A 17,536-nucleotide genomic window follows, 5' to 3' on the forward strand; every position below is an offset into this window, starting at 1 on the left:
CAGTCTTTTATCTTGTATTAAAGTTCTTCATTTGTCTTGCAATGTCACGGTTTTGCTCGCGGCGTTTGATGGACTCGCGCTTGTCGTAGTCGTGCTTCCCTTTGGCTAGACCCAGTAGGAGCTTGGCATAACCGTCCTTGAGATAGACCTTGAGCGGCACCAGTGTCATCCCAGTGCCCTTGGTCTCCTGCTCCAGCTTTTGGATCTGCTTCTTGTGCAGCAGCAGCTTTCTGCGGCGCTCAGGCTCTTGGTTCCAGATATTGCCCTCTTCATAAGGAGCGATATGGACATTGCTGAGCCAGGCCTCGCCATTCTTGATCTGGGCAAAGCCGTCTTTGAGATTGATACGAGCAGCACGGACGCTCTTGATTTCTGTCCCGGTCAGCACCATGCCAGCCTCTATGGTGTCTACGATGGTGTAATCGTGTCTGGCCTTTTTATTTTGCGCGACGACCTTTCCTTCTCCCTTTGCCATGCTTGGCTCCTTTCTTGACTAGTTCCTTGTAAAATGCCTTCTGGCTCTTGCCTTTCTTGGACTTCTTATCTTTCTTTTCTCTGTTGCCTTTTTCTTTGGAAGAATGGCTACGCTTGTCATCTTCACGGCGTCTCTTTCTACCTGACCTGCCCCTGCCACTCTTGCTAGTCTTTTCTACCAGATCAAATTCACTAGGCAGGTATTCAAAGTCAATCTCGCCCGTAGCCTTATCCGCTCGAACCAGCTTGATGCGAATCTGCTGACCGACCTTGAAGACCACGCCAGACTTTTCTCCTTGCAGGGTCATCGTCCGCTCATTGTAGCTGTAAAATTCTGGCAAGTTTGTAACATGAATCAAGCCTTCGACCGTATTGGGCAGTTCGACGAAGAGTCCAAATTTTACCACGCTTGAAACTACACCGTCAAACTCTTCTCCAACGAATTCTTCCATGTACTCAGCCTTCTTCATGGCTTCGACTTCACGCTCGGCCTCGATAGCCCGACGCTCCCGGCTGGAAGACTGACTGGCAATCTCTGGAATTACTTGCTCAAAATGCTCTGCTATTTCTTTAGACTGTCCATAATCCCGTACCATCCGGTGAACCAGAAGGTCTGGATAGCGGCGAATCGGACTGGTGAAATGCGTATAAAACTCCGCTGCCAGACCATAGTGGCCGTGATTGTGCTCAGAGTAGCGAGCCTGCTGCATGGAGCGCAGAAGCATCATGGACAGGACATCCTCATAAGGCTGGTCTTTGACCGCCTCCATAATATCCTGCAGAGCCTGCTGACTCATAGAGCTAGCCGTACCGTATATCCGAATCCCAAAGCTAGAGGCGTAGTCGATAAACTTCTGCACCTTCTCCGCCTTAGGCTCCTCGTGGATCCGATAGATGAAGGGCAGATTTAGCTTAGCAAAATGCTCAGCTACCGTTTCATTCGCTACCAGCATAAAGGACTCAATCATCCGCTCAGCAATCCCCCGCTGACGCAGGACAATATCCACTGGCCGGCCTTCCTTGTTGACGATGATTTTAGCTTCATTGGTGTCAAAGTTGAGCGCACCACGTTTAAATCGCATGCTTTCCAGAATCTCATGCAGCTGAACCATGCTGTCAATACTAGACACAATGGCCTTGAACTGCTCAGCTTTTTCCTCATCACCTGCGATGATGTCGTTGACATCGCTGTAGGTCATGCGGAAGGTCGTTTTAATGACAGACTGAGTAATGGTATGCTTGACCACGCGCCCCTTGGCATCTATCTCCATGATAGCCGACTGGGTCAGTCGGTCCACATTGGGATTGAGGGAGCAGATACCGTTGGACAGGCGCTCTGGCAGCATAGGCACCACGCGGTCGGTCACATAGACTGAAGTCGCCCGATTGAGGGCTTCCTTGTCCAGCTCAGAGCCTTCTTGGACATAGTAGGATACATCTGCGATGTGGACGCCCAGCTCAAAATTACCATTTTTCAAGCGCTTGATATGGACCGCATCGTCCAAGTCCTTGGCATCCGCTCCATCAATGGTGAAGGTAATCTCTTCACGCAGGTCTAAACGTCCTTCCAAATCACTTTCTGTCGGTGCATCTGGAACTCGCTCGGCTTCTTCCAAGACCTTTTCTGGAAATTCGGAGACAATGTCCATCGACTCCAGCACTTCCAGTACATCAATACCTGGGTCATTGACATGACCGACCACATCAACCAGACTAGCCACGAAGAAATCGTGTTTCTTGGTCGGATATTTGTCAATAGCGACCTTAAGCACCTCTGTGCCGTCCAAAACCATGGCTGGTTTTTTGACATAAATAGGCTGGCGGATTTTCTGATTTTTCGAGCGGATATAGCCCGCGTACTTGGGCTTTTCCTCATCCAGAACCAACTGGCCAACTGCCGTAGTTAGGCTGTGCTCCAAAATATCAATAATCTTAGCCTCAGCTGACGTTCCCTTGATACGGTCTGCTACTTTGGTAATGACCACCTCCACCGTATCCCCATCAATGGCATGATTGACATCATTGCGGCCGACAAAGAGGTCATCCTCTTCCTCATTCAAGGTGACAAAGCCAAAGCCATTCTTGTGGGCATGAAAAACACCCTTGAGCGTCAGACGCTCCTGCTTTTTCTCCTCATAAAGCTCAATCAGCCCCTCGTTATCAAAGCGAAGCTGATGCTTTCTTTCCATCTGGGAGATGGTCTTGACCAAGCTACTAAAGTCCTTGGAAGACTCTTTCCCCAAAGCAGCCGCCAGCTCATGTACGCTAGCCTGCTGCCTGTCTTTTAAATATTTTATAATTTCTGCTTTCATACTTTCTTTCTATACTATGAGGGGCTCTTGATATTCCCCCTTTTAAACTTTAAAAAAAGGCCAAGACATAGTCAGAGCCCATTTTATTTACTAGATAATACTGCCAAAATCAAGGCAATCAGCAACCAGACAAAGATCAGAAATCCGGTCAGACGCTGCATTACAGCTTCAAATCCACGTGCTTTAGACCGCTCAAAAAGGTCGTTGGCACTCGAATCAAACACGTTACTAGATTGGTTTTTAGTCGGTTGCATAAAAATAGCAATGACGATAAAACCTGATAAAATGACTAAAATCGTTAATAATAGGCTATACATAAATAAAACTCCTTAAAATCCTTTCTATTTTATCATAAAATCTATTTAGATTCAAGATGTAAGGTTACTTTTCTTTCCTTGGGGCAGTACTTCAATACCTCAATCTTATCAGGATGAGTCTTACTATTCTTACTAGTCAGGTAGTTCTGACTGCCGCAACTGGAGCATTTCAAATGAATTTTAACGCGCACTAGATTTCCTTCTTTTTCAATAAATTTCCAAAACAAAAAAGGTTGATAAGAAGACTCAGTCCCACTAAGCCTGCTGTAGCATAAAAAACTGAATGATAGCCTGCTGTCGCTGCAATAGCCGAACCTGACATGGGGCCGATGACGCCACCCAGATAAAAGAAAATCTGGTTGTAGCTAAAGATTCGAGAAATTCCAAACTTAGGCGTAATTTTGCTCAATAGAGCATTGACCCCCGGCACCAAAGCTCCGGTCCCTAAACCAAACAAGAAACGGTAAAAACCGAGTTGGAGCGAAGAGCCTGCATGAGCACAAAGCAGGTAAATGATAATGGAATAAAACTGAGCCAGAACAAGCAAGCGATGATTGCCCATGCGATCCCCCATGCGACCTAGAATACTCGAGCTCAGCATACTGGACAGGCCCATACTCGAAACAATCAGGCCAGATACAAAAATCAGATTGTCCGTTTGACCCAACTCCCGAATGTAAAGGGAGAGAATTGGGCCGATGGACTGGGCTGCAAACTGGATCACAAAACTGGTCAGAAAAAGAGTGAGCAAGAGCTTGGGATATCTAATCTGGCGAATGAGTTCCCCGAAGCCAATCTCCTCTTCCTTAGTGACTGGCCTAAAATCTTCTCGGATGAAAGCAGCCGTCATCAGAGTCGCAATCAGAAAGAAAAAGCCAATCAGTAGAAAGACATTGCGGATACCAAAGACTTCAGCAATCACTCCACCAATCAAGGGCCCCATAAGATTACCCGCAACAACACCTGTTGCCAAAGTTCCCAGCGCATAACCAGTCTTTTCCTTAGGAACCTGACTGGCAATCAAGGCTGTGCTGTTTGGCACATAGCCCGCAAAAACGCCGTTGAGAAAGCGTAAGACCAAGAGCCAAAAAATATTGGGCACAAAGGCAATACCGCCCATGGTAAAGACCATAGCCGTAGCAGCCCGAATCATCATCGGCTTACGGCCATAGCGGTCAGCCAGACTGCCCCAGACAGGAGAGAGAACGGCCGCTGAAACAGCCGAAAGGGCAATACCCAGACCAGCATAGTACTCCACTTCGTGACCACGCGCTCCTAGCTGCTCCACAAAAAGGGGCATAAAAGGAGTGACTAGAGAAATACTGGCACCTGTCAGGAAGTTCCCAAACCAGGCGATTTTCAGATTGTGTTTCCAATTTACTTTTACCGTGATAGAATCATCTTCTTTCTAATTTCTGCAAAGCATCGCGAAGCTGCTGTCGTGTTCCCTCAAGCGAGCCATTATTATCAATGAGCACATCCGCCCTCTTTCGTTTTTCTTGGAGAGATAGCTGAGCTGCTATGCGTTTTTCTGCCTCTTCCTGACTGAGAGTATTTCGCGCCATAAGGCGACTGAGCTGAGTTTCCTCCGTCACGTCCAGCAGCCAGATTTGGTCAAACCAGTTATCATATTCTAACTCAAACAACAAGGGAAGATCCATGAAAAAGACAGCTTCTGTCTCTGCTAGTAGGTCACGCCGGTGAGCCAGTTCCTCTCGGATTATTTCGTTCTGAAGCTGGCTGGACCGCGCCAAGACTTCAGGATTCCCAAAAATCATAGCTCCCAGCTTGGGACGGTCCAAGCGGCCATCTTCCTGCAATATACTCGGCCCAAAAGCAGATAGAAGAGCTTGATAAAGTCGGCTGCCCGGTTCCTGTAGCTCATGCACCACTTGATCCGCATCGATGACTTGGTAGCCCTGCTGCCGCAAAAACTCTGTCACTGTTGACTTACCCGAAGCAATGCCGCCGGTGATACCAATAATTCTTGTCACAACAGCTACCTCGCTTTCTGACAATGAGGACAGAGATGAGTACCACGTCCGCCTAGCTTGATTTTCTCAATGGGACTGCCACATCTAGCACAAGGCTGACCAGTCTTTCCATAGACCTGCAGAAAATCCTGCATTGTGCCATCTTCGCCCAAAGCATTGCGGTAAGTCCGAATGGTCGATCCTCTCTTTTCAATCCCAAGCTGCAAAACTTCTATAATCTGCTCACGCAGCCGCCTCACTTCAGCAGGCTTTAGACTATCTGCTGGCCTGGCCGGATGAATCCGCGCCCGCCAAAGGGCTTCATCTACATAGATATTGCCCAGCCCAACGACCAAGGTCTGCTCTAGCAAATAGGCTTTGATGGGCTTCTTGGAACGACTCAAAGCTGCAGCAAAAGGCGACAAAAGAAAGTCCGCCTCTGTCGGCTCAGGACCAAGCTTTCTGGCAGTAAAATAGGCCTCTAGCTGTTCCTTTCTCAATAGCTCCATAGTCCCAAACTTTCGGACATCCTCATAAACAAGCGTCCCACCATCCGTCATCTCGAAAAAGACATGAGCATGCTTACGCTCAGGTACCGCATCAGGATAAAAAAGATACTTACCTTCCATTCGCAGATGGGAAACCAGCACTCCACCCGTCAGATAAAAGAGCAAATACTTGCCCCGACGGCCAATCTTTTCAATGGTCTGACCTGGCAAGTCATGGACAAAGCTATCCACTCCCGTTCCAATCATCTTGGTATAGCGGACCTGCACCTGCCCAATCGTCTTGCCAACAACCAGACGCTCCAAACCGCGCCGAACCGTTTCCACTTCAGGTAATTCAGGCATAAAGCTCCTTTCTATCTTCTTTTAGTCAGAGATATACTCTAAAATATCGAAGGCTGACAATCCAACGTGTCACAGATAGCCAGCAAAACTAGGGATAATCTTATCATCTCTCATCTTGGAGTGAATAAAGGAAATAAAGTTTTAGTTCATACTTATAAATCAATATCTTTAATCAAGTGACAGATAATTTGTAAGATAATTCTTCATCAATCTTAATCATATACATTACTAAAATTAATAAAGCGAAAGAATAATCACTTTGATACAGTTCTTCTGATTCATAAGACGGGGAACCATGTTGATACTTATTCCTTATCGCCCAACTATTATCAAACTTACTGTTGTTTAATAGGAAATTTAGATAATTTGCTTCGCTTTTTGAAAAAAGATTACTCTCAAATTCAATCATACCTTTCTCAGAAAGGCAATCTAAAATTACTTTTTCATCATTGTTTGAGTTAAAATAACTTAATTCATCATACTGAAATAAGTCTTGTAATACATCAATTTCTTTATAATTTAAAAAAACAAGCCTATCATTTTTTTCAGAAAGTATTTTATTGTCAACCAAAAATTGTATTTTGCCTCTATCAACTCTTGGAAAATCTTCTTTCCTTACAATATTATTTTTGATTAATTCTACAAAAGTTTTACCGTTTTTTCGTTCATCAATGAATGTCAAATGAGATTGATCAGAAAATAATAAAAACAAAATATTTTTAATATCGGAATTATCAACAATATAGGCATACTTTTTAGGAATATTGCTAGGTAGACTCACTATACTTGGAGTTGAGTCTAACAAATTATATTGTTCAATGCTAATCTCCCCATCTTCCATCAGTAAAAAATATTGTTTCCTTATTTTTTCTTCATTTCTAAAAATTGTTGCTGTTTTGTTATCGGTCTTATCATCAAGAGGTGAAAAACTGAAAGGTAACCATTTTATTTTTCCTTCATCACAGTAGTGAAAGAAAAACCAATCCACTACCTGTTCGATACTTAAATCAAACTCACTAAATAATCTCTGATAAGCACAAATTTTCAATGAGACTAACTTTTGCTTTAGTTTAAAATATTGAGTATCTTGATAAGAATTCCTAGTTAAAACTCCGATAGATTTTGTAACTCCTAATGTCTCTTTATTTGGAAAACTTGGTAATTCTGACATTCTTTTCCTTGAAAAAAGATCAGAATCATTTAAGAAATATGTAAATAAACTATTATAATCACATTTGTCTTTTATTTTTTCGTAATCAACCAAAGAAACCATATACAAGGTCAATTGCTCAGCAACTTTTTCCCCAGAAGATTTCATTAAATTATTAATAATACTATTATCAATCAATTCTGGCGGTGACAATGGGCTTTTCTCATTTAATTCAACAATCTTTTTTTCATATAAATTTCTATCAAAATATACTTCAAAAATTACATGAAGTCCTAATTCTGAACTATCAAAGCTTTGATAAAATAATGTTAATATTTTTTGAATTTCTGACTTCTGATGTCGTGTAACTTCAAAATATTTGGTACCAAGCCCTCGAATTGGCTTTAAAAGAAGTCTAAGATAATTTGGATTTACTTCTAAACAATTTATATAATCATCTAAAAGTTCGTTCCACTCATCTGAAGATATATTACTAGGTATATGGTAGAAGCATTTAGTCGAATTTATATAGTTGCTTAATAAATATTCAAGATGTTTCGCTTTTGCAAGAAAACTTTCTTTAATAAATTTTGGGTAGACAATGCTAAAATATTTATCCTTTAATAAATAATATATTGGCAACTCACTTTTCCAAAAATTATCTTCAAATTCATTTTCAGATATCTTTGAACCATAGTTAAACCTACAAAAAATGTCAAAAAAATCTTCTCGATATTTGTATTCATATTTCAACAGAATCATATATTTTAAAATCAATTCACTGGATGCTCTACCATAAAATTCATTAATTTTACTTTTTAATACATTTTTATAAGAATTAACTTTGTCAATATATTCTTTTGACCAATTTGTAGAATAATTTCCTGAATCAAAGATTTTAAAAGTATTCTCAAGTTCAATGGCATCTGTAAAATTACTAATCTCTTTCTTTTTCTCTATAAATAAATCAAAGATTATTTCCATTCTACTAAGGTAATAAGAAATTGAAAAATCATTAGCCCCATAAAACTTAACCCTATGCTCCATTTTTATTTATTTTTCAATACTCCTTCTTATTATAGCCAAAGTCCGCTAAGTCCAGCTTCTTGTCCCGCCAGTTTTTCTTGACCTTGACCCATGTTTCGAGGAAGACCTTGTCCCCCAGCATGAGCTCGATATCACGGCGAGCCATGGATCCGATTTTCTTGAGCATGGAACCACCTTTACCGATGATAATGCCTTTTTGGCTGTCACGCTCGACCATGATCGTCGCTCGGATATGGACCTTGTCCGTCTCCTCGTCTCGCTTCATGCTGTCAACAACCACTGCGACTGAATGGGGAATTTCTTCACGAGTCAGGTGTAGAACCTTTTCGCGGATCATTTCTGAAACCAAGAAACGCTCTGGATGGTCGGTAATCTGGTCTTCTGGGAAATATTGGAAACCCTCCTCCAGATTCTCACTAAGGATGTCAATCAGACGGGAAACATTGTTGCCCTGCAGAGCTGAAATTGGAACGATTTCTTTGAAGTCCATCTGCTGGCGGAAATCATCAATTTGCGCCAAGAGCTGATCCGGATGGACTTTATCAATCTTATTAACTACCAAGATCACCGGCACCTTAGCCGCTTTCAGACGTTCGATAATCATATCATCACCCTTGCCACGCGGCTCATCAGCTGGCACCATGAAGAGAACGGTATCCACCTCACGCAGGGTGCTGTAGGCTGCTTCCACCATAAAATCACCTAGAGCTGTCTTGGGCTTGTGGATTCCCGGCGTATCAATAAAGACAATCTGCTCCTTATCCGTCGTGTAAATCCCCATAATTTTATTGCGAGTGGTCTGAGCCTTATCGCTCATGATGGCAATTTTTTGCCCCATAACATGATTCAAAAAAGTTGATTTGCCGACATTTGGTCGACCTAAAATGGCTACGAAGCCTGATTTAAAAGTCATTGTTCTATTCCTTCTCTAAAAAATAATATCCCACAGTTTTGGCAGAAAGATAATTAAACCTGTGATAACTGCAAAACCAGAAACTACCAAAACTGCACCAGCCGCCATATCCTTGGCATTCTTAGCCCGCATAGAAAAGTGATAATCACTAGCTAGATCCACAACATTTTCAACGGCTGAATTCATGATTTCAAAAGCGATTACCAAAAAAATACTTAGCAGCAAGAAAAGCCACTCCGTCGCTGAAATCCGAAAGATCAAACCTGCAATGATGGCAGCTACAGCTGAAAGAACATGACTCCGCATATTCTTTTCTTCCTTAAAAGCTGTGAAAATCCCCGTCAGAGCGAACTCCAAACTCGATATGACATCTCGATTTTTCCACTTGCGTTTGTTATTTTTATTGTCTTGTAAGTCCATAAGCTGTCAAAATTTCTTCCTGTAAGCCAAACATTTCTGCTTCTTCTTCCGGTGTATAATGATCGTAGCCGTTGATATGCAGAAAACCATGCACCGCCAAAAAACCCATCTCTCGCTCAAAGCTGTGCCCGTATTCTTCTGCCTGCTCCCGCGCCTTGTCCACCGAAATGAAGAGCTCACCGATATAAGCATCAAAATCCTCCAGCATCTCAGCCAACTCAGGATTATCCGCCAAATCTTCCTCGTCAAAGGCAATATCCAGCTCTGGCTTGTATTCCAAGCTGATGACATCCGTCGGCCGATCTGTGTCTCGATATTCCAAGTTGAGCTCATGGCTGCGCTCATTAGTCACAAAGGTTACAGCCATTTCCTTATTCTCTTTGCCCGTTTTCTGAGCCGCAAACTCCAAGATTTCCTGAGTCTGCTTGATGATTTCTTGAGAAACCTGACCGGTTTCATCCACCATTTCGATATACATATTTTACCTGCCTTGCTAATATTACTTTTATTATATCATATTTGGGCGCCTATGAGAGCCACAAGCATTGCATTTAAACGAGGAGAAATCCTAATTTAAAACCAAAAAAGGCTGAGAAAATCTCAACCTCTTTATCTAGTGCTAATTGCCGGGATCGAACCGGCGACCTCATCCTTACCATGGATGCGCTCTGCCTACTGAGCTAAATCAGCATTACCCATCTACTATATCATGTAGACAGGTACTTGTCAATATTCTTTCTCACTTTTTTGCGAAATATTGGTCTCTGGTCAGATAGTAATGCAGCCGCGTCACGATGCGCCCTTCCTCATGCTTGTCCAAGGCTGCGTAAGGCTCTTCGTGCGAAAAGATCATGCCTGACTTTTGCATGACACGGCCGGAGGCAGGATTATCAATATCGTGTAGGGCAACCAATTTGTTCATGTCAATTTCTTCAAAAACTAGCTTGATTACCGCCCGAGTGGCCTCAGTTGTGTAGCCCTGATTCCAGTATTTTTTATGGATCACATAGCCGATAGCTGCCGTTTTCAAGTCCAAGCGGATCTTATGCAGGTCAATCGTCCCGATAAAGTCGCCAGTCTCCTTCAGCTCAATGCCCCAGCGACCCAAAGGATTAGCTAGGTAAAACAGGGCGATATTATTGCGGGTTTCCTCTAAAGTTTTGTTGGTCGCAAAGGTATAGCGAACATTCTCCTCGTCTGAAGCATATTCAAACATGGCTGGAGCGTCTTCCAAGGTCACTGGACGCAAGATCAATCGCTCCGTCTCAATTCTGGAATGCTGGCTCAGCTTAACGTAAATATTTTCCATCTCTTCCTCCTAATTTTTCTTAACAGAATAGCATAATTCCCCATCTAAAACAATCCTTTTTTTCTTGCTTTTTGCGATAGTTTCCTTTAAAATGAAAACATCACAATAATTGACCTAGGTCCCTTTGTAGTCCTGTATTCGGAGATCCTAGCGTTAGAAAAAGGAGTAAAGCTCTATGTTAATCGGAATTCCAAAAGAAATTAAAAATAATGAAAATCGCGTTGCTCTGACGCCAGCTGGTGTACACAGTCTTGTAGGAAAAGGCCATCAGGTTTTGATCGAGACAAATGCTGGACTTGGATCTGGCTTTGCAGATGCAGACTATGAAAAGCAAGGTGCAAAAATCGTTGCCACTGCTGCTGAAGCTTGGGCAGCTGAGTTGGTTGTTAAGGTTAAAGAACCGCTGGAAACTGAATATCAGTACTTGCGTGACGACCTCCTCCTCTTCACTTACCTGCACATGGCCGCTGCTCCCGAATTAGCCCAAGCTATGGTAACAGCTAAAACTACCGGGGTAGCCTACGAGACTGTACGTGACGGACAAGGACAACTACCACTCTTAGTACCTATGAGTGAGGTTGCTGGTCGTATGGCGGTTCAAATCGGAGCTCATTTCCTAACCAAGCAAACAGGTGGCTCTGGCGTTCTCCTTGGCGGTGTACCAGGAGTGCCAAAAGGTAAAGTTACCATTATCGGAGGCGGTGTTGTAGGAACTCATGCAGCCCGTATCGCTCTGGGACTAGGCGCTCAAGTTACGATTCTCGATATTAGTGCCAAACGTCTATCCGTGCTGGAAGAAGTCTTTGGCAACCAAATTCAAACCCTCATGTCCAATCCATTTAACATTGAGGCAAGCGTCCGTGAAGCAGATGTCGTGATTGGAGCTGTGCTTATTCCTGGTGCTAAAGCTCCAAAACTGGTGACTGACGATATGGTGAAGCAAATGCACCCTGGTTCTGTCATTGTTGACGTGGCCGTTGACCAAGGTGGCGTTATCGAGACTGCTGACCGCGTGACAACCCACGATGAGCCAGTTTATGAGAAACACGGTGTTCTCCACTATGCGGTAGCCAATATCCCTGGTGCCGTGGCTCGCACTTCTACTATCGCCCTGACCAATGTCACCCTTCCTTATATCGAAGCGCTGGCTGGCAAAGGCTTCAAACAAGCTATTGCAGACGATGCTGGATTGCGTGAAGGTGTCACAACCTATCACGGCCACATCACAAGCCGACCTGTTGCAGAAGGCTTGAATCTCGATTACACTTCTATTGACGAACTTGTCTAATCATTTTTATCTTATATACAAAACCCGAAGGAACTTCTAGTCCTTCGGGTTTCATTTATTTTAAATTTGAATTTAGTATCACGCTACCATCCATTTAGGCAGGATCGACATTGCTCCACATCTTTAAATTATCAAGTATATTACTCTTTAATAGACATTTTACAAGAAGTATCTAACACAAGTGATTTCTAGCCCTGACTAGGCTCTTCTTTCTGGTAAAAGTTCATCCCAACCTCAGTATCCTCGACCAGAATATCATCAGTCTGGCCCAACAGCAGCAAAGCGATGTAAAAGTCACCAACACAGCCCGCTGCATGAATACTAGCTAGAGGCATGTAGAGAGTTGAACTGAGCAAGCCAAGCATGGCCAATAAGGTCAGAAACAGGCTAATCAAAACAAAGGGAGCCAAACCAATGACCAAGAAGTCCTTACGATGGTAGAAGGTTCCTGGACTAGTCGCATAGGCCATCCCATTTTTAAAACCAAACTTGACCTTGGCTTTCCCTTTACCAAAAAACTTGAAGAAGAAACCGTGAATGTACTCGTGGATGACGATAAGGATAAAGGTAAAAACTAAAAAATAGGCAAGATCTAGACCCGAAAAATCATAATGGTCTGCACGGAAGATTAGCTGGGTCAATTTCGCAAAAAGCATGGAGAAAGGAAAAATCAGTAAGAGCCCCGCTACATTTAAACCGATTACATATTTCTTTTCTTCCATAAAATTAATTTTTTTAATGAGTTTCATAAAATCTCCTCCATCATTTTCGACCTTTACTCAAGACATAGGTGCTTGCACTGATAAAAATAAGAAGCCAAATCACCAAATTAGAGACATCTTCAATTTTAAATGAATAGTCTCCTGCTTCAAAGAAGTTGATAAAAGGATTCATAAAAGTAAAACGTAGAATGTGCTGTATTGTTTTATCAAAACTAGCAAATAATGGTACGAAACTAATCAGCAACAGCGGAAATAAACTATAAACCTGAGCTTGTGATTGTGTCTTGGAAATACCACCAATAAAAAGATTGATTAAAAGGATAATAACAATAATTAAGAGATTGATCAAAAGATAGATAGGCCATTTGCCAGACAGATCTACATGCAAATAATATGGGAAAAAAAACAAGGCAAAGACTGTAAATAGGAAGGGATAAACCAACATGGATAAGAGGTATTCGCCAGAACGAACCCCGCTCAGCATCAAGGTTTTTAGATTACGCTTCTCCTTGTCCTCTGCCATCATAATAGACACCATGTAGCCGCCACTCATGGCAAAGGTCATAGGCAGGATCATCTTCAATAGCCCTTGACCTGCATTGCCATTCTTATTTAAAATCATATTGTACAAAAAGAGGAGGCCAAAGGGCAGCAAGACGGACATAAGCAAAGAAGAATTTGTCAATAGAATCTGAGTACGCAGCCATGTGAGAGCTTTAATTTTTTTATACATCTAGTTTTTCTCCTGTTAATTGAATAAAGATTTCTTCTAATGTAGGTTCGCAAGAATGTACTGTAATAGCTAATTTTAGGTCTTTTGTAGCCAATTCTGAGAATGAAATTTGCTCAGTTTCTCCATTTTCATAGCTAATTTTAACTTTCTTGGCTGCGTTATATTTTTGAATAATAGCTTTCGGCTTGCCATATTCTACTAATACTCCCTTATTTAGCAGGGCCAGTCGATCACAAAGGGCGCTCGCTTCATGCATATCATGCGTCGTCAGAAAAATGGTTGTTCCCTTTTTCTTCAGCTCAAGCAAAAGCTCATGAATCACCTTGGAAGTACGGGGATCAAGTCCACTAGTTGGTTCATCCAAAAATAAGACCTCAGGATTATTTAAAAGAGCCCGAGCTAGAAACATCCGCTGCTTCATACCTGTCGAAAGCTTCTCTGCTACAATATTTTTGCTTTCTAACAAACCAACCTGCTCTAAAACTTCATCTATCCGCTCATTTTTTAAACCGTATAATTTCGCATATATCTGCAGGTTTTTATAGAGAGACATCTTCTCATAAAAGCCACTTGTATCAGATACTAGGCCAATTTTCACCAAATCCTGAGCATTAATAGTATTTGAGGCCTTACCAAGGATTTTACTTTGACCATTGTCGGCATCAAGCTGGCCTGTTAGGATATTAATTAAGGTTGTTTTTCCCGATCCAGATGGTCCTAAAAATCCGAAAATCTCTCCTTGATTGATATGAAAATTAATCCGTTCTAAAGCTTTTTTATCTCCAAAACTTTTAGAAATATTCTCTACTTGAATCACTTGTGACATAAGGCTTCTTCTCACTTTCTTACTTGTAATAACGTTTAACGATTTTGTACTGGCTGACAGTAACATAAAGATAGATGACCGATACCGCAATCCAAGCCAAAATCGTATCCAACTGGAATAGGAAGTTTAGCAGTATCAGTCCAATATAGATACTAGGAAAGATAAAGCTCACTAGTTTCAAACGAACTCCTTTTTGGCCGACAAACAGCTTATTTGAAATATCTTTTAACTGCTTGATAGGAGTCCACATTGATATAGACAAAAATAATGGTTAAGACAATCATGCCAGATACGACCTGCATCGGTGTCCCAACTCCAAGAATAAAGAGCAAGATATAAAGACCTGGAATGAGGCGCTGATTGAGATTAAAGAGAGTTAAAAAGCTTTGCTCATAATGAGCCTGCAACTCCCCTTCATCATAAGACAGAGCATAGTCCTTCATCTCCTCAATGGTTGGCATAGCAGATAATTTATATTGACGAACCTTCTGAGTGGTTTTCAATACAAGAATTTGACCTAAAATCAAAGCAAGAAACAGTGCAATATCATAAAACGGAATGTGAATCGCCGTTTCTGACCTTAGTAGCGGACCTAGGTAGCTCACTCCTACAAAGAGGGTGAATAGAGTCAGAGCAGACGAGATATTATATAAAATCGTCGCATATTCTAGGGTTTTGAAAGTTTGACGATAGAGCTCATAGCTTCTGTCATCATCTTCTTCTCTCTGGTAAGCTCCGTGAACTTTATGCGTCTGATAGAGCAAGAAAAAGGTTACGGGATAGAGAATGAACAAACTCGCTCGACCAATGTTCTTCAGCAGCTCAACATTTAAGACGGTCGGCCAAGAAATATGCTCAAAATGATCCATCATAAAACCAACTACCCCTCCTAATATAACAGCAGGAATTAAGATGCCGATATTTCTCAATATTCTTTTCTTTGTTGACATTGTTTTCTCCTATTCTTAAATAAGCGCAGTCAGCCAAGCCATGACTTGGCTAATAAAGTCAGAGGCAATTTCCAGTATTTCACGGCCAAATAAAGGTAAAACAATCAGCACTATCATCAGGAAAATAAAGTGATTTCTGACTTTTTTGTTCATTTTATTCCACAAATAATCCCTTTGTAACCATCCTGCCAGATAGGCATAGCCCAAGGCTACAAAAATCCCTAGCTCAGTTGATGCTAGCACTGCAACTGCGAAGATCAGACGAATATAAGCTACCTTTATCCCAAAATAATCCGCCAAACCTGCACAGACACCAGCAATTTTTGCTTGTTCTTCGTTAACTTTAAAGTTTTCCATAAATTCTTGCATTGTTTTTCTCCTTGTTTTACTTTCCGTCACTTGCGGAAAAGCACTAATATACTTACACAGCTTATCAGGATCAGATTAAGTAATCGCTATGATATGAAAGCTTGCTTGTCTTCATGACAAGATGGCTAGCATAAACTATCTCCAGCAACTGATTTTTCCTAACGGCCTACTCTTCCTCCACTAGGCGAAAGACATTTTCGACACTTTCGTTGAAAATCTGAGCAATTTTGAGAGCAATGACCACGGAGGGCGTGTATTCATCCCGCTCCAGCAAGCTAATCGTTTGCCGCGACACGCCGGCTTTCTTGGCTAAGTCAGTTTGATTCAGCCCGTCTCTAGCCCTCAGCTCTTTAAGTCGATTTTTCAGCTTCATGACAACACCTCTCAGTCTTCTTTCAGTTCAACAGACTTGATATCGTCAATGCGCATGAGCTTGATTCTTGTTTGACCTTTTTTATTGGTCTTACTCAACTTAACCCAATCGTCATCAGCATCAACTACCTCCCAGCAATCTGTCCCGAAAATTTCACCAATGATGATCGGTTTTTTCCCAATCATTTCTTTAAAAAAACGTGACATTTCTCCACTCCTTTCTTTATTTCTCTCTAAACGTTTCAACTTCCTTTTTACATTTTTCAATTCACTGGATGACATCAGCCACAAACCAGAAAATATCGGAAGTAGACACCAAAACAGTATCTCCATTAGTTCCTCCTTTTATCTTTTCTTCTTAACTTAAATACATTGTAACAGATTCTTTTCTTTTTGACAAGTATATTTGTCAAAAAAATAAATATTTTTGTCATAAAGACTTAGATCCTTTACAAATGTTTGAGAAAGATATTCTGAAGGATGTCCAGTTGGTAAATCCAAAATAACTTTCTGAAGGCATAAAAAAAGCCCCATATGAAAGCAATGAAAAGCATCATTGCTTTCATATGGAACGATGTTATTTGATAGAAAGGAACGTACTTATTTCTCCCTGTATAGCTCAAGAAAATCCTGATAAGACTTTAAGAGATGATCTTGGTCATCAGATGAATAAGAACGATCTAGTTTGACATTTGTATAGAGATCGGTTTCTCCTTCAGACGCTAGAAGTCTGATACTGGTTTCATAAGAATCTTCTCCAGTTACGACTAAACTCCAGCCGCTAGCAAGTTTTTCCTCTATATTTGGAAATTGCTGGCTTAGCTTCAACTTTTTGATCTGTAAATTTCCTTCCCCTTGAATGAGGGTAAAGTTATGCGGACTGTTGAGCAAAACCAAGCCATACTTCTCTAGTTTGTCATCCAGATTACTAGCACCATAGACAGGATACTTGTCACGGATACTCAGGGGCTTAAAATAATCTTTTAGATAAAAAGTCTGCCCGTTTTCAATATTGGTATAGAGAGTATAGATAGGCTTCTCCTCATGAGCGTTCGAGTAATCTCTTTCATCCTTACCGCCTGGTAGATAGACTTCAAAAGCAAAATAATATTGCCCATCCTGAGGATCTTGATAGAGCTGATGGCTAACTTTACCCGGTATGGCTTGACTATGCAGGTTTTGAGCCAATTGGACTAAATCGTAATCTTTATACAACGCTTCCACTTGATTTAAAAGCTTAATTTTGACATGGTTGCTCTGTTTATTGTCCTTACTAAAGGCCTGATAGCTATCGAAGTGAAAGGATTGATCAGAGTAATTCATTTCTTGCTGTAAGATATACTTATCAGACAAGATGGCAGAATTAGGATTTTTCACCATATAGATCTTGTCTGCAAGTTTTTCTATCTGGACTGCCTCATCTTTCGCTCTTGTAACTTTCTTTTCTTGGGATGTTTTAGACTGTCTTTGCTCAGACTGAATGGTCATTTTTTCCCTCTCAAAAACATAA

22 protein-coding genes and 1 tRNA gene are annotated in these 17,536 nt (G+C 41.5%); 1 reads left to right on the plus strand and 22 read right to left on the minus strand.

Annotated features, from left to right (window positions below):
- Positions 1-7: 7 nt before the first annotated feature.
- From smpB to PAN94_RS05095, 13 genes are all read right to left on the minus strand, one after another.
- Positions 8-475, minus strand: coding sequence for an SsrA-binding protein SmpB (smpB, locus tag PAN94_RS05035; protein ID WP_002894882.1), 468 nt, complete (start codon positions 473-475; stop codon positions 8-10).
- Positions 438-2,786, minus strand: coding sequence for a ribonuclease R (rnr, locus tag PAN94_RS05040; RefSeq protein WP_285874952.1), 2,349 nt, complete (start codon positions 2,784-2,786; stop codon positions 438-440). Before rnr ends, smpB begins: the two co-directional genes overlap by 38 nt.
- 83 nt (positions 2,787-2,869) lie before the next feature.
- Positions 2,870-3,103 (minus strand): preprotein translocase subunit SecG, encoded by a 234-nt coding sequence (secG, locus tag PAN94_RS05045; protein ID WP_005590722.1) that lies wholly within the window; start codon positions 3,101-3,103, stop codon positions 2,870-2,872.
- A gap of 41 nt (positions 3,104-3,144) precedes the next feature.
- Positions 3,145-3,294: a 50S ribosomal protein L33 gene (gene rpmG / locus PAN94_RS05050; RefSeq protein ID WP_005590723.1), complete on the minus strand. Its 150-nt coding sequence runs from the start codon at positions 3,292-3,294 to the stop codon at positions 3,145-3,147.
- The gene (locus tag PAN94_RS05055; protein ID WP_285875007.1) at positions 3,294-4,496 is read right to left on the minus strand and encodes a multidrug efflux MFS transporter; all 1,203 of its coding nucleotides are present in this window, start codon (positions 4,494-4,496) and stop codon (positions 3,294-3,296) included. The genes rpmG and PAN94_RS05055 overlap by 1 nt, the downstream gene beginning before the upstream one ends.
- Positions 4,497-4,500: 4 nt before the next feature.
- A complete protein-coding gene (gene coaE, locus PAN94_RS05060; protein WP_285874954.1) occupies positions 4,501-5,097 on the minus strand; it encodes a dephospho-CoA kinase in 597 nt (198 codons plus the stop codon).
- A gap of 5 nt (positions 5,098-5,102) precedes the next feature.
- The gene (gene mutM / locus PAN94_RS05065) at positions 5,103-5,927 is read right to left on the minus strand and encodes a DNA-formamidopyrimidine glycosylase (RefSeq protein WP_285874955.1); all 825 of its coding nucleotides are present in this window, start codon (positions 5,925-5,927) and stop codon (positions 5,103-5,105) included.
- A 172-nt stretch (positions 5,928-6,099) separates the two neighbouring features.
- Complete coding sequence (locus PAN94_RS05070) at positions 6,100-8,124, minus strand: hypothetical protein (protein WP_285874957.1); 2,025 nt, start codon at positions 8,122-8,124, stop codon at positions 6,100-6,102.
- 13 nt (positions 8,125-8,137) lie between these two features.
- Positions 8,138-9,037: a GTPase Era gene (era, locus tag PAN94_RS05075; RefSeq protein WP_285874958.1), complete on the minus strand. Its 900-nt coding sequence runs from the start codon at positions 9,035-9,037 to the stop codon at positions 8,138-8,140.
- Positions 9,038-9,052: 15 nt separating this feature from the next.
- A complete protein-coding gene (locus PAN94_RS05080; RefSeq protein ID WP_045499229.1) occupies positions 9,053-9,457 on the minus strand; it encodes a diacylglycerol kinase family protein in 405 nt (134 codons plus the stop codon).
- Positions 9,438-9,935, minus strand: coding sequence for an rRNA maturation RNase YbeY (gene ybeY / locus PAN94_RS05085; RefSeq protein WP_015605451.1), 498 nt, complete (start codon positions 9,933-9,935; stop codon positions 9,438-9,440). Before ybeY ends, PAN94_RS05080 begins: the two co-directional genes overlap by 20 nt.
- A gap of 139 nt (positions 9,936-10,074) precedes the next feature.
- Positions 10,075-10,147 (minus strand) — tRNA-Thr (locus PAN94_RS05090).
- A gap of 49 nt (positions 10,148-10,196) precedes the next feature.
- Positions 10,197-10,766 (minus strand): GNAT family N-acetyltransferase, encoded by a 570-nt coding sequence (locus PAN94_RS05095; protein WP_285874961.1) that lies wholly within the window; start codon positions 10,764-10,766, stop codon positions 10,197-10,199.
- 175 nt (positions 10,767-10,941) lie between these two features.
- Between PAN94_RS05095 and ald the strand changes: the two genes are divergently transcribed.
- Positions 10,942-12,054, plus strand: a complete 1,113-nt coding sequence (gene ald, locus PAN94_RS05100) for an alanine dehydrogenase (protein ID WP_285874962.1) — start codon at positions 10,942-10,944, stop codon at positions 12,052-12,054.
- Between the two features lie 188 nt (positions 12,055-12,242).
- On the opposite strand, the gene PAN94_RS05105 is transcribed toward ald, so the two are convergent.
- From PAN94_RS05105 to PAN94_RS05145, 9 genes are all read right to left on the minus strand, one after another.
- The gene (locus PAN94_RS05105) at positions 12,243-12,803 is read right to left on the minus strand and encodes a DUF3267 domain-containing protein (RefSeq protein WP_285874963.1); all 561 of its coding nucleotides are present in this window, start codon (positions 12,801-12,803) and stop codon (positions 12,243-12,245) included.
- A 13-nt stretch (positions 12,804-12,816) separates the two neighbouring features.
- Entirely contained in the window at positions 12,817-13,509 is a 693-nt protein-coding gene (locus PAN94_RS05110; RefSeq protein ID WP_285874964.1) for an ABC transporter permease, read from the minus strand.
- Entirely contained in the window at positions 13,502-14,335 is an 834-nt protein-coding gene (locus PAN94_RS05115; protein ID WP_285875009.1) for an ABC transporter ATP-binding protein, read from the minus strand. Before PAN94_RS05115 ends, PAN94_RS05110 begins: the two co-directional genes overlap by 8 nt.
- Before the next feature lie 19 nt (positions 14,336-14,354).
- Positions 14,355-14,516 (minus strand): hypothetical protein, encoded by a 162-nt coding sequence (locus PAN94_RS05120; RefSeq protein ID WP_247950733.1) that lies wholly within the window; start codon positions 14,514-14,516, stop codon positions 14,355-14,357.
- Positions 14,517-14,544: 28 nt separating this feature from the next.
- Complete coding sequence (locus PAN94_RS05125; protein WP_285874967.1) at positions 14,545-15,285, minus strand: DUF3169 family protein; 741 nt, start codon at positions 15,283-15,285, stop codon at positions 14,545-14,547.
- Between the two features lie 15 nt (positions 15,286-15,300).
- Entirely contained in the window at positions 15,301-15,654 is a 354-nt protein-coding gene (locus PAN94_RS05130) for a PspC domain-containing protein (protein ID WP_285874968.1), read from the minus strand.
- A 166-nt stretch (positions 15,655-15,820) separates the two neighbouring features.
- Complete coding sequence (locus PAN94_RS05135) at positions 15,821-16,027, minus strand: helix-turn-helix transcriptional regulator (RefSeq protein WP_005590740.1); 207 nt, start codon at positions 16,025-16,027, stop codon at positions 15,821-15,823.
- Between the two features lie 11 nt (positions 16,028-16,038).
- The gene (locus PAN94_RS05140; protein WP_285874969.1) at positions 16,039-16,233 is read right to left on the minus strand and encodes an aspartyl-tRNA synthetase; all 195 of its coding nucleotides are present in this window, start codon (positions 16,231-16,233) and stop codon (positions 16,039-16,041) included.
- Between the two features lie 393 nt (positions 16,234-16,626).
- Positions 16,627-17,514, minus strand: coding sequence for a hypothetical protein (locus PAN94_RS05145; protein WP_285874971.1), 888 nt, complete (start codon positions 17,512-17,514; stop codon positions 16,627-16,629).
- Between the last annotated feature and the right edge of the window lie 22 nt (positions 17,515-17,536).

The sequence above is a fragment of the Streptococcus sp. SC1 genome (assembly GCF_030272855.1).
GTDB lineage: Bacteria > Bacillota > Bacilli > Lactobacillales > Streptococcaceae > Streptococcus.

What these genes read in the sequence shown, in the direction of transcription:
- ybeY (WP_015605451.1), bottom strand. Translation starts at nt 9,935, where the DNA reads ATGTATATCGAAATGGTGGATGAAACCGGTCAGGTTTCTCAAGAAATC.
- smpB (WP_002894882.1), bottom strand. Translation starts at nt 475, where the DNA reads ATGGCAAAGGGAGAAGGAAAGGTCGTCGCGCAAAATAAAAAGGCCAGA.
- PAN94_RS05095 (WP_285874961.1), bottom strand. Translation starts at nt 10,766, where the DNA reads ATGGAAAATATTTACGTTAAGCTGAGCCAGCATTCCAGAATTGAGACG.
- PAN94_RS05105 (WP_285874963.1), bottom strand. Translation starts at nt 12,803, where the DNA reads ATGAAACTCATTAAAAAAATTAATTTTATGGAAGAAAAGAAATATGTA.
- mutM (WP_285874955.1), bottom strand. Translation starts at nt 5,927, where the DNA reads ATGCCTGAATTACCTGAAGTGGAAACGGTTCGGCGCGGTTTGGAGCGT.
- PAN94_RS05110 (WP_285874964.1), bottom strand. Translation starts at nt 13,509, where the DNA reads ATGTATAAAAAAATTAAAGCTCTCACATGGCTGCGTACTCAGATTCTA.
- PAN94_RS05115 (WP_285875009.1), bottom strand. Translation starts at nt 14,335, where the DNA reads ATGTCACAAGTGATTCAAGTAGAGAATATTTCTAAAAGTTTTGGAGAT.
- PAN94_RS05135 (WP_005590740.1), bottom strand. Translation starts at nt 16,027, where the DNA reads ATGAAGCTGAAAAATCGACTTAAAGAGCTGAGGGCTAGAGACGGGCTG.
- ald (WP_285874962.1), top strand. Translation starts at nt 10,942, where the DNA reads ATGTTAATCGGAATTCCAAAAGAAATTAAAAATAATGAAAATCGCGTT.
- PAN94_RS05080 (WP_045499229.1), bottom strand. Translation starts at nt 9,457, where the DNA reads ATGGACTTACAAGACAATAAAAATAACAAACGCAAGTGGAAAAATCGA.
- PAN94_RS05145 (WP_285874971.1), bottom strand. Translation starts at nt 17,514, where the DNA reads ATGACCATTCAGTCTGAGCAAAGACAGTCTAAAACATCCCAAGAAAAG.
- PAN94_RS05125 (WP_285874967.1), bottom strand. Translation starts at nt 15,285, where the DNA reads ATGTCAACAAAGAAAAGAATATTGAGAAATATCGGCATCTTAATTCCT.
- PAN94_RS05070 (WP_285874957.1), bottom strand. Translation starts at nt 8,124, where the DNA reads ATGGAGCATAGGGTTAAGTTTTATGGGGCTAATGATTTTTCAATTTCT.
- rnr (WP_285874952.1), bottom strand. Translation starts at nt 2,786, where the DNA reads ATGAAAGCAGAAATTATAAAATATTTAAAAGACAGGCAGCAGGCTAGC.
- era (WP_285874958.1), bottom strand. Translation starts at nt 9,037, where the DNA reads ATGACTTTTAAATCAGGCTTCGTAGCCATTTTAGGTCGACCAAATGTC.
- secG (WP_005590722.1), bottom strand. Translation starts at nt 3,103, where the DNA reads ATGTATAGCCTATTATTAACGATTTTAGTCATTTTATCAGGTTTTATC.
- PAN94_RS05140 (WP_285874969.1), bottom strand. Translation starts at nt 16,233, where the DNA reads ATGTCACGTTTTTTTAAAGAAATGATTGGGAAAAAACCGATCATCATT.
- PAN94_RS05130 (WP_285874968.1), bottom strand. Translation starts at nt 15,654, where the DNA reads ATGCAAGAATTTATGGAAAACTTTAAAGTTAACGAAGAACAAGCAAAA.